Raw genomic sequence first — 11,242 nt, forward strand, 5'->3', positions numbered from 1 at the left:
CGGCGGGCGGCGTCGTGCGCAGCGCCTCGACGGGGGCCGGCGCGTCGGCCTCGCTCCGGGCCGGGGGCACGTCAGCGCCCAGGTCCCGCGCGCAGGAGCGGCTGCACTGCACCAGGACGCCGTAGCCGAGCGCGGCGAGCTCCTGGGCGAGCTGCCACCACCGCGCCGGCTCGCCGCCGTGGCGCTCGGGCATGGTCAGCACGAGGAACCTGACATCGGGCCGCTCGGCGGCCAGCGTCGCGAGGAGCTCGGTGCGCAGGTCGCCGGGGATGTCGTCGACGCGCAGGCCGGCACGGTCGCTCAGGTCGTGCTCGGCGAGCCAGCGCCGGGTGGCCCCGGGCCCCGCGGGCACGCGGGCGAGCGCGAGGTCCTCCGCGACCACCGTGCCGAGCGGGACGGCGTCGTCCGGCTCGGAGACGCCGGGGAGGTCGACCACCGCCGTGACCCGGCGCAGCTCGGCCGGGTCGGTGGTCGTCGCGCCGTCGTCGTCGACGAGGGTCACGGTGCCGTCGAAGGGGGACAGGCGCCCGGTCGCGGCGAGGGCCAGCGCCGTCAGGCCCTGCCCCGGCTCGCCCGCCAGGAGGACGGCCTGGCCCGTGGTGAGGGTCAGGCCGCCGAGCTCCAGCATCACGGCGCGGCGGCCGCGCACGTGCACGTCGCTCATCGTGATCTGCACACGCCCACCTCGCTCCCACGGGGCGGGCGGCCGACCACGCGTCTCATGTGCGGCGCAGCGCCGGCACGAAGGCCGCGACGACCAGCAGGACCCAGGTGGTCAGGATGTAGGGCCACGTGTAGTGCGGTGCGCTCGTGGCGTCGGTGAGGAGCAGGGTCAGGACGGCGGTCAGCGCCGCGCCCAGGGTCGCGTAGAGCCACGCCGCCACGGTGCTGCGCAGGAAGACGACGGCGAGCGCGATGGCGGTCAGGACGCCGGAGTAGTTCGCCAGGCCGCTCCCGATCGTCTCGCTGCTCTCGCCCAGGGCGAGCGCGCACAGGCTTCCGACGACGCTGCCGAGGACCGCCGCCACCCCGACCCGCCACGAGGCGATGAAGAGGCCGAGCAGGATGAGCGCCCCGGCCCAGACGCTCTCGACGAGCACGACCTCGGAGACGTTCGTGAGCAGCGACCGCAGGAAGGACCGGCCGACCTCGTCCGGGACGTGCTGGGGCGTCGAGCTCACGTGCAGGCTCATGGTGACGGCGTAGACCACGCCCGCGACCGTGCAGAACGGTGCCGTCGTCGCCGGCAGGTCGAACCGCGCGAGCGGCCTCGTGGCGAAGAGCCGCACGAAGAGCCACATCACCGGCGCGCAGAGGACGGCGCCGACCACCGTGGCCACGTACGACCACGCCTGCGCGCCGCCCATCGCGGCGAAGACCGCGGCGCCGAGCAGGGCCCCGTTGTAGCCCTGCATGCCGATCCGCAGGTCCTGCCGGCGCGCGCCCATGAGCGCACCCGTCGCGGTCGAGACCAGGGTGCCGATCACCACGAGGACGGCCATGCGCACGTCGGCGACGACGAACGCCGCCAGGATGAGCAGACCCGTCCAGACGTTCGCCTGGAAGAAGATCTGGGACAGTCCGTGGGCGAAGGCCCGCCCGGTCAGTGCGGTGCCGGTACCGGGCGCTTGCGCCGTTGCTCCTGTCGATGCCATGCCGTCCTCCTCGGCGGCCGCCGCGCGGCCGCCCTCGTCAGGTCTTGCGGACCGTGGGCGCAGGCAGCCCGGTGAGGTGCAGGCGCAGGGCGCGCCAGGCGGCGGTCGCCGCGAGAGTGACCGTCCTGGTCTCGTCCCCGAGCATCCGCACCCAGACCCCGGAGTCGTCGGGCAGCGTGCTGACCCCGAGGCGCAGCGCGCCGGCGAACGTCGCGGCGAGCTCGTCGTGCAGAAGGTCGCTCAGCTCCGCGGCCGGCGCCCGGCGGGTGAGCACGTAGAGCATCGAGAGCACGTCGTGGCCGCCCATGACCGCGGGCCCGCCCGACGCGCCGGCGACCGGGGCCAGGCGGACGCGGTCGAGCGCGAGGAGGGTGCCGTCCGGCCGACGGGCCTCGAAGTCCGACGCCAGGACGGTGTACCGGTGGCGCTCGCCGCGGCCCAGCCGCCCCGCGACGACGGTCTCCCCGGCGAGGAGCGTCGCCGACTCCGCCACCGTCACGGCTGTGCGCTGGTAGAGCCTGGCGTCGGTGAACAGGATGGCCGGGTCCGGCAGGTACTCGACGTAGGCGTCGGGCCCCACGTCGAGGTTCACCTGGGCCACGGCGTAGTCGTGCTCCATCTTGAGCACCTTGGTGTAGGCCGACGTCGTGACGTGCGCGGACGTGCCCGCGCCGAAGGTGAGGTCGGTCCGCAGGCGGTCGCCCTGGAGGATCCCCGCACCGGTCGACATCAGGTAGGTGTAGGGCATGTCCGGCCGCTGCGGGTCGTAGTAGAGCGGGTGCATGATCTGCAGCGGCGACTTCTGGTAGTGCTCCACCAGCTCCGTCCCGTGGGCGCCCAGCGCGAACCCCAGCTGCAGCACGCCGACCTTGCCGGGGCTCCCGACGGCCAGCGTGTCGAGCACGCCGGCGTACCGCGCGACCTCCGGCGGCACCCGCCGGGGCTCGTAGTGCCCCGGCTGGACCCGGTGCCCGCCGTACGGGCGCACGGGGGCCTGGGCCGGCGGGGCGGGCACGGCGGGCGGGGCCGGCACCAGCGTCTCGGTGGCCATCAGACCAGCGCGGACCTGCGGCCGTGCCAGACCGCCATGATCTCGTCCTGGAGCCGCTCGAGGCCGTCGCCCGTCAGTGCGTTGGTGAGCACCACCGGCTTGCCGCTGCGCACGCGCAGGGCGTCGGACTCCATGACGTCGAGGTTCGTGCGGACGTACTGCGCGATGTCGACCTTGTTGATCACCAGGATGTCCGAGTCGGTGATGCCGGGGCCACGCTTGCGCGGCATCTTCTCGCCCTCCGAGGTGTCCAGCACGAAGACGAAGACGTCCGCGAGGGCGGGGGAGAAGGTCAGGGTCAGGTTGTCGCCACCGGACTCGTAGAGGAGCGTGTCGACGTCCGGGAACCGCTCCAGCATCTCGGCGCCGGCCGCGAGGTTCATCGTCGGGTCGTCCCGGACAGCGGTGTGCGGGCACGCGCCGGTCTCCACGCCCACCACGCGGGCCGGGTCGAGGACCCCCGCGAGCTCACGCCGCACGTGCTGCGCGTCCTCCTGGGTGTAGATGTCGTTGGTGATGACCGCCGGTTGCCGCCCGGCGGCCAGGAGCCGGGGGACCAGCGCCTCGGCCAGCGCCGTCTTGCCGGAGCCGACGGGGCCGCCGATCCCGATCCTCAGCACGTTCTCGCTCATGGGTCTCCTTCGTTCGATCCGTCGTGGTGGTGCGCCCGCTCAGCTCGCGAAGAGCCGGGCGTCGGCGCGCTCGTGCTGGGCGGACATGACGTCGGCCATCGGGACGCACCCGCCGAGGTCCTCCAGCGGCCGGTCGACCGCGGCGGCGGCCTGCGCCGCGATCACCGGTCCGACGGCGTGGAGCATCACCTGGACCTGCCGGTGGTCGGCCAGGCGCAGGCGCAGCGCGGCGCCGAGGAAGCTCACGGCGAACGCCGACATGTCGCACACGACCGCCTGCTCGGCCCCCACCCCGGCCGCCGCGTACGCGACGGCCGTGGCGACGGGCTGGCAGCCCGGGGACTCCTTGGCCGCGAGCCCCCGGGCCCACTCGTCCAGCTCCGGCCCGCCGAGCGCCTCCCGTGCGACGTCGGTGAGCTGGTGCCCGCTGCGCACCGATGCGCGGCGCATCTCGCCGTTGAGCTTCGACGCGTAGAGCGTCCGGTCGACCACCCGCACGCCCTCCCAGTCGCCGGCGGCCGCGGCGTCGTGGGCGCGTGCCAGGGCCGTCGCGTCGCCGGGCCCCACAGAGTGGACCAGCAGGTCCTCCAGCAGGGCACCGACACCGCCCTGGCTGACCAGCTTCGCCTGGCTGAACCCCTCGAGCCCGTGCGACATCGTGTAGAAGCCGCTCGGGAACGCGGAGTCCGAGAGCTGGAGGCTGACCAGGAGGCCGAGCGGGTCGGTGCTCATGGCTGCCTAGGCCAGGAAGAAGAGCTGGGTCATCGGCAGCGACTGGGCGGGTTCGATGTGCGCCGGCGTCCCGTCGTAGGTGACCTTGTAGGTCTCCGGGTCGACGTCGATCACGGGCGTGCGGTCGTTGCGCACCATGTGCGCCTTGCCGATCCCGCGGCACCGCCGCACGGGCAGCACCTGGCTCTCCAGGCCCAGCCGCTCGGGGACGCCGAGGTCGATGGCTGCCTGCGACATGAACGACACGCGGGTCGCCTGCGTCGCCTTGCCCCACGCCCCGAACATCGGCCGGTAGAAGACCGGCTGCGGGGTGGGGAGCGAGGAGTTCGGCTCGCCCATGAGCGCCCAGTTGATGAGGCCGCCCTTGATGACCATCTTGGGCTTGGCGGCGAACCCGCTCACCGACCACAGGACGATGTCGGCGATCTTGCCGTCCTCGAGGGAGCCGATGTAGTCGGAGACCCCCTGCGTGATGGCCGGGTTGATCGTCATCTTCGCCAGGTAGCGCAGGACCCGGAAGTTGTCGTTCGCCGCGGAGTCCTCCGGCAGCGACCCGCGCTTGTCCTTGTTGTGGTGCGCCGTCTGGAAGGCGCGCATGAACGACTCCCCGATGCGCCCCATGGCCTGCGAGTCCGAGGAGAACATCGACAGGACGCCCTCGTCGTGCAGCACGGTCTCCGCGGAGATCGTCTCGGCGCGCACGCGCGAGTCCGCGAAGGCGACGTCCTCCGGGATGTCGTGCGACAGGTGGTGGCAGACCATGACCATGTCGAGCAGCTCGTCGACCGAGTTGACCGTGTACGGCAGGGTCGGGTTGGTCGAGGACGGCAGCACGTTGGGGTGGCTGGCCGCCTTCATGATGTCCGGCGCGTGCCCGCCGCCCGCTCCCTCGGTGTGGTACGTGTGGATCGTCCGGCCGTTGATCGCCGACAGCGTGTCCTCCACGTACCCCGACTCGTTGAGGCTGTCGGTGTGCACGGAGAGCTGGACGTCGAACTCGTCCGCGACCGTCAGGGCGTTGTCCAGGGCCGCCGGGGTGGCGCCCCAGTCCTCGTGGACCTTGAGCGAGGACGCCCCCGCCCGGATCTGCTCGATGAGCGGGCCGGGCAGCGAGCCGTTGCCCTTGCCGTGGAAGCCCATGTTGACCGGCATGTCCTCGGCCGCCTGGAGCATCCGGTGCAGGTGCCAGGCGCCGGGCGTGGTGGTCACGCCGTTCGTCGCGTCCGTCGGGCCGGTGCCCCCGCCGAAGAGGGTGGTGATGCCGTTGGACAGGGCCGCGTGCCCCTGCTGCGGCGAGATGTAGTGGACGTGGCTGTCGATGCCGCCCGCCGTGGCGATGAGGTGCTCGCCGGCGATGACCTCCGTGACCGCGCCCACGACGAGCCGCGGGTCGACCCCGCGCTGCACGTGCGGGTTCCCGGACTTGCCGATCCCGACGATCTTGCCGTCCTTGATCCCGATGTCGCCCTTGACGACGCCGAGGATCGGGTCGAGCACGATGACGTTCGTGATGACCAGGTCCAGGCCGCCCGTGGCGCTGGTGACCTGCGGGTCCGCCGCCATGCCGTCGCGCGCGGTCTTGCCGCCGCCGTAGACGACCTCGTCGCCGTAGTTGCCCTCGTTGTAGTCCTTCTCGATCTGGATCACGAGGTTGGAGTCCGCGAGGTGGACCCGGTCGCCGGTGGTCGGGCCGAACAGGTCGACGTACTGCTTGCGCGAGATGATGGCCATCAGCTGTCCTTCGTCTTGGCGGAGTCGGTGCGCGGAGCGCCCTGGTCACCGGCGGAGGACGACCCCGACGGCTCGTTCTGGAAGCCGCCCGCCGCCAGGCGTGCGAAGGCGTCGATGCGGGTCTGGCGCGCGTCCAGGCCGCCGTCGACGAGGTTGTTGAACCCGATGACCCGCCGGCTGCCCGCGTAGGCGGTCAGCGTGACCTCGCGCGAGTCGCCCGGCTCGATGCGGACGCCGGTGCCGGCCGGGATGTCGAGGTGCATCCCGTAGGCCAGCTCGCGGTCGAACCGCAGGGCGCGGTTGACCTCGAAGAAGTGGAAGTGGGACCCGACCTGGATGCCGCGGTCACCCGTGTTGGTCACCGTCAGGGTGACCGTGGGTCGCCCGGCGTTGATCTCGATGTCATCGTCGCTGTGGTGGTACTTCGGGCTGCCTAGCATCGTCGTGCCCTCCGGGTTGCTGGGTGATCCATGCATGCCGCGGGGGCGTGTGTGCTGCCGTGCGTCGTCGTCCGTCCGGTGCGCGCCCCCTCGCACCGGACCTGGGCCCTCAGCCGCTCGGCCGGCTCTCCGCCAGCTCGAACCCGGCCGGCACGGTGCCGTGCGGGTGCTCGTGCGGGTGGCCGTGCCCGTGCGGGTGGCCGTGCCCGGCATCGCCGTCGATCCCGTGGGAGTGGGCGTAGCCGTGGCCGTGGTCGGCGAGCAGGCCGGCCTCGATGCCGGTCCGCCCGTGCTCCAGCGCGTGCAGTGCGGCGTCGCGCCGGCGGCGGACGACCTCCAGGACGGCCGCGCGCGAGACGAGAGGTCCGTAGGACGTGGTCCCGGCGAACCCGTCGACGCCGTCCGGCAGTCCGAACCCTGCCGGAACGAGCACCACGCCGCGGGCGCCCAGCAGTCGCGTGCGGTGCACGACGTCGGCCAGGTCACCCGGGCCGGCCACGCACGCCACCTCGACCGGGACCCCGGCGCCGTGCGTGCGCACCAGGTGGGCCACGCGGTACAGCTCGGCGTCGTCGAAGGGGTCGGCGGCGCGTGCGACGACCACCATCGCGGCGCCCGGCTCCGCCGCGGCGGTGCGGGTCGCCGCACGCCGCAGCGCGGCGACCAGGTGGTCGATCGTGCCGAAGTCGTCGCACAGCGCGAGGCGTCCGCGACCGGCTCCGGCGTCCAGCCAGCGCAGCGTCTTCGCCGCGTCGGCCACCATCACCGGGTCGCGGCCCCACGTCATCGGCAGCACGGCGACGCGCTCCGCACCCTCGGTCAGGGCGCGGGTGACGGCGTCGTGCAGGCGTCGCCCGGCGGTCGCGACCACCGCGCCGGGCAGGGCGTCGAGGAGCGGCTCGAGGCCGATCCCGCCGTCGCTCTCGTGGCCTGCGACGAGCAGCAGCCGGGTGGCCTCGTCGGCCAGCGACATCTCTCAGGCCGCCACGGGGTCGTGGCACGAGACGAGCTTGCTGCCGTCCGGGAAGGTCGCTTCGACCTGGAGCAGCGGCAGCCGCTCTCGCACCCCGGGCATGCAGTCGGTCTCGGCGACCACGTGCTTTCCGAGCTCCATGCACTCGGCGACGGACTTGCCGTCGCGGGCGCCTTCGAGAATCGCCTCGCAGATCAGTGCCTGCGCTTCGCTGAGATTCAGCTTCGTGCCGCGTTCCCGACGACGTCGTCCGATCTCTGCGACCTGGTACACGTACAGCTTCTCGATCTCACGAGGAGTGAGGTCCATGAGTCCACGCCTTCCGGAAGTTGGAATGGCGCGGGGGCCGCCAGAAGTCGTTTCTCGACCATACGACGCCCTCGCCGGATGCGACAGTGCTGGGCGCGATTCGGTCGAAAGGGACGGGCGGATCTGCCGAGCGTGCGCTCAGCGGGCCGCGGCGTCGGCGGGCGCCGCGCCGGCGCCCGCCCCCGGGGAGACCATGCTGACCAGCAGCGTGACGGTCTGGTTGATCCGCTCCAGCTCGTGCAGGACGAGGTCGTCGGTCCGCGCCGCGGGCCCGCCGGAGGCGTCCCGCCGCTCGAGGCCCAGGTCCTCCCGTAGCGGACCGGGCAGCCGGTCGGCGAGGGTGTCCCTCAGGGCCGCGAAGTTCTGGCTCGTGACGTCGCGCAGCCCGCGCCACTCCTGCGGCGTCAGCTCCGTGCCGACGCCCACGGCGTACTGCACCGCCCGCGCCAGGTGGCGGGTGTGCGAGGTCAGCGCCCAGACGGTGGTGAGCTGGGCCTCGACGCCCCCGGCCTCCAGCGCGCCGGCCGACCGGCGCAGGGGCGCGGCCGTCGAGGTGACGCTGCGGACGTCCTGGTTGACGACCAGGAGGCGGTCGTCGATCGCGGCGCGCGAGATCGCCTCGTTGCCCGCCATGCGCTCCAGGCTGCCGAGGACGACCGTCTCGACGTCGGCCGCGAGCCGCCCGGCGTCCGCGTTCAGCTTGGTCCGGGTGCGCGTGGGGAACACCCACCAGGCGACCAGGAGCGCGACCACGGCACCGAAGAGGGTCTCGAGCACGCGGATCTCGATCGCGAGCGTCGTCAGGCGCCCGAGGAACTCGTAGATCATGGCGAAGATCATGGTCGCCCAGAAGGTCGACACGGCCTGGGAGACGGGGCGGTAGTAGGTCGAGGCGAAGGCCGCCACCACGAGCACCGGGAAGAGCACGGCGGGGTCCGAGCCGGTGCTGAGGGCGATCGTGAACCCGACCACCGCACCGGCCACGGTCCCGGCGACCCGCTGGGCCCCCTTGACGAACGTCTCGCCGTCGGTGCCGCCCAGCACCTGGTAGGCCGCGAGCGTGGCCCAGTACTGGTGCGTGGTCGAGACGAGCTCGCCGGCGGCCAGCGCGACGCCCGTGGCGACGGCGGCCTGCAGGGCGCGCCTGGTCGTCGGCGCCATGCCGCGGCCCTCGGCGGGCTCCGGGGGGCCCGCGGTGGCGCGCTCGAGCTCCAGGAGCGCGCCATCGTCGACGTCGAGGTCGACGTCGGGCCGGGGCGGCGCGGTCCCGGCCAGAGCGGCCTCCTCGGCGCCGTGGAGCCGGTCGGTCGCCCGGTAGAGCTCCTCGGCCGCCTCGTGCAGGGCGCGTGCCGGTCCCGGCCACGTGGCCGGGGCCGGCCCGGCGGGCCACGGCTCGAGGTTCGGCGGCGGTCCCGACGGCGCCGCACCGGGGATGCCCGCGCGTCCCGTCGTGGCGGCCAGGTGGGCCTGGAGCAGCGCGAGCCGCCCGGCCAGCCGGCCGCGCATCTCGAGCGAGTACGCGGTGCCCGTGACCGCCCGGGCGGCCATCGTCAGGTTGACGGACGCCAGCTCGAGGTCGAAGAGGCGCAGCCGCAGCTCGGCGCTGCGCACCGGGTCGACGCCCGCCTCCTCGTCGGAGGCCAGCGTCCCCGCCAGGAAGGCCGCGGTCCGGTGCAGCCGACGGGTGTCCACGGCGACCCGCCGGCCGATGTCCGGGTCCCACCGGCCCGAGGAGACGGCGTCGACCAGCGTGCCCATGGAGGCGACCAGGTGCAGGCCGAGCCCGTCGATGCCCGCCTGCAGCGTCTGGCGGGGCCTGTCGGGCAGCACGACGTGGCTGATGACGTAGGCCCACAGGACCCCCGTCACGGCGGCGGCGGCGTACAGCGGGGCGTCGGCGAGCTCGAGGCGCAGGATGAGGGCGAAGTAGTAGACGAGGAAGGCGATCCGGCCCAGGGCCGCCCACCGCGGCCCGAACCGTCCGACCCACACGCCCACGAGCGCGACGCCCACCAGGAGCACGGCGGTCAGGAGGCGCGAGCCCGAGGCCAGCGCGCCGAGCACCACCACGAGGCCCACCGGCACGAGGAGCAGGAGGCTCGTCATCTGGCGGGCCCGGCGCGTGCGTCCCGCCGAGACACCGGTGCCCAGCATCCCGACGAAGCCGCCGAAGATCGCGGCCGACGTCGCGCCGGTCACGTCCGTCGCGCGGAACACGAGCGCGAGGGACGCCGCGCCGAGCACCGCGGCGAGCACCGCCCGGCTCGCGGCGCGCAGCCTGACGTAGCCGGGGTCCACCTGGGCCACGTGCTCGTCGACGAAGGCCTGCCACCGGGACAGCCGGCCGCGCGGCCCGGGCGGCGCCGGCGGCGGCGCCGCCGACGGCAGGGCGTCGTCGCCCTCGAGGCGGCGCAGCGCGAGCGAGCCCTCCCCGTGGAGGATCGAGACCGGCTCGTCGCTGACGATCATGGGCCGGTAGTCGAGGTCCGTGCTGACGGCGAGCGTCGTCTGCTGCGTGCGGTAGGCGAAGGGCAGCCACGCGCTGTACCGGCGGTACGCGTCGTCCACGTCGGCGAGGGGCTCGACCCCGGCGAGCCGTGCCATGTCGCGGTCGACGTGCACGAAGCGCGCCACCCAGGCATCGTCGTCCGGACGACGGGGGAGATCGGCCCGGACCTGCCGCGCGAACTCCTCGGCGGTGACCACGGACGGGACCGCCTCGCTCCGCCAGCCGTGGCGCCGCTGGAGGTAGTCCCCGAGCTCGAGCAGCTGGAAGGTGAGCGGGACGAGCGCGGGCTCGCTCGTGGCGGGGTGCCCGGACGGCAGGCCCCAGCGCAGCGCGCCGAGCGTGTCCCCGACCATGCGCAGCGCGTAGGGGAGCGCGAACCGGTCCTGCCCGCTCTGGAAGTAGTAGGCGGCGTGGTGCAGGCGCAGCCCGGAGACGTAGCTGCCCAGCGCGCCGGCGACGCCGTCGAGGTGCCCGTCGAGGCCTTGCACCTCCTCGCCCCGGATGTACGGCGCGAGCGTGGCGACCGCCGACCCGGCCCCTCGTTCGGCGGGCACGAACTGCTGGCACAGGGCGTTGAGGTCGCCGATCACGTCGTAGACGCCGAGGAGGAACGTGAGCACCAGGGACAGCAGCAGCACACCGGTGAGCGACTCGGCGATGCTGAGGAACCGCAGGACGTCGGTCTCCGCCGTGAGCGCCGAGCCGCCGACGGTCGCGAGCTGTGCCGCGCTGAAGTAGAGCGCGTCGAAGAGGTCGAGCCGGGCCCCGGTGCCGGTGACGGAGAACGCGCCGCGGGTCATCTGCCCGAGGTAGATCAGCCCGAAGCCGGTGATGACCCCGAAGAGCCACACCACGATGGTGGCGATGAGCTGCAGCCCGGTGACCTGGCGCAGCGCCAGGGGCCGCCAGCGTCGCGGCAGCCGGCGCGTGACGCGCCGCAGCGCACGCCACTGCCAGCTGGCGACCCGGCCCGCCAGGTAGCCCGCCTCGTCGTAGTTGAGCGCGGTGAGGAAGACGTCGACCAGCGTGGCAGCCAGCACGACGACGCCGAGGACCAGCCAGATGGTCTCCACCTCAGGAGCGTAGGCCTGCGGGCCGGGGGGCGCGCGGCCGCGGCGCCGCGGTCGCGCTCAGGCGGGGCGGTGCGCGACGTCGAACGCGTCGGCCCAGGCGCTGACCTGCGCCGGGACGGCGGGGCTCGGCCCGTCGT

The 11,242-nt window shown here is 73.8% G+C and carries 9 protein-coding genes and 1 pseudogene; all 10 read right to left on the reverse strand.

The annotated features are described in order from the left end of the window. Positions 1-676, reverse strand: a 676-nt coding sequence (locus IDM29_RS10940; protein WP_188037529.1) for a hypothetical protein, incomplete at its 3' end; no start/stop codon positions are given. Positions 677-719: 43 nt separating this feature from the next. After that, positions 720-1,655 (reverse strand): urea transporter, encoded by a 936-nt coding sequence (locus IDM29_RS10945; RefSeq protein ID WP_182111358.1) that lies wholly within the window; start codon positions 1,653-1,655, stop codon positions 720-722. 37 nt (positions 1,656-1,692) lie between these two features. Beyond that, positions 1,693-2,706: an urease accessory protein UreD gene (locus IDM29_RS10950; RefSeq protein ID WP_182111357.1), complete on the reverse strand. Its 1,014-nt coding sequence runs from the start codon at positions 2,704-2,706 to the stop codon at positions 1,693-1,695. Then, positions 2,706-3,338, reverse strand: coding sequence for an urease accessory protein UreG (gene ureG, locus IDM29_RS10955; protein WP_182111356.1), 633 nt, complete (start codon positions 3,336-3,338; stop codon positions 2,706-2,708). Before ureG ends, IDM29_RS10950 begins: the two co-directional genes overlap by 1 nt. Before the next feature lie 39 nt (positions 3,339-3,377). Continuing rightward, on the reverse strand, positions 3,378-4,070 hold the full coding sequence (locus IDM29_RS10960) for an urease accessory protein UreF (RefSeq protein ID WP_182111355.1): 693 nt from the start codon (positions 4,068-4,070) through the stop codon (positions 3,378-3,380). A 6-nt stretch (positions 4,071-4,076) separates the two neighbouring features. After that, complete coding sequence (ureC, locus tag IDM29_RS10965; protein WP_182111354.1) at positions 4,077-5,801, reverse strand: urease subunit alpha; 1,725 nt, start codon at positions 5,799-5,801, stop codon at positions 4,077-4,079. Between the two features lie 131 nt (positions 5,802-5,932). Then, positions 5,933-6,241: pseudogene (locus tag IDM29_RS10970) on the reverse strand (urease subunit beta); the annotation flags it as partial. 109 nt (positions 6,242-6,350) lie between these two features. Next, positions 6,351-7,214: a hypothetical protein gene (locus IDM29_RS10975; RefSeq protein WP_182111353.1), complete on the reverse strand. Its 864-nt coding sequence runs from the start codon at positions 7,212-7,214 to the stop codon at positions 6,351-6,353. 3 nt (positions 7,215-7,217) lie between these two features. Further along, complete coding sequence (locus IDM29_RS10980; protein ID WP_182111352.1) at positions 7,218-7,523, reverse strand: urease subunit gamma; 306 nt, start codon at positions 7,521-7,523, stop codon at positions 7,218-7,220. A gap of 138 nt (positions 7,524-7,661) precedes the next feature. Further along, positions 7,662-11,105 carry an FUSC family protein gene (locus IDM29_RS10985; protein ID WP_182111351.1) on the reverse strand — a complete coding sequence of 1,148 codons (3,444 nt, stop codon included), beginning with the start codon at positions 11,103-11,105 and terminating at the stop codon, positions 7,662-7,664. Between the last annotated feature and the right edge of the window lie 137 nt (positions 11,106-11,242).

It is taken from the genome of Actinotalea sp. JY-7885 (assembly GCF_014525465.1).
GTDB lineage: Bacteria > Actinomycetota > Actinomycetes > Actinomycetales > Cellulomonadaceae > Actinotalea.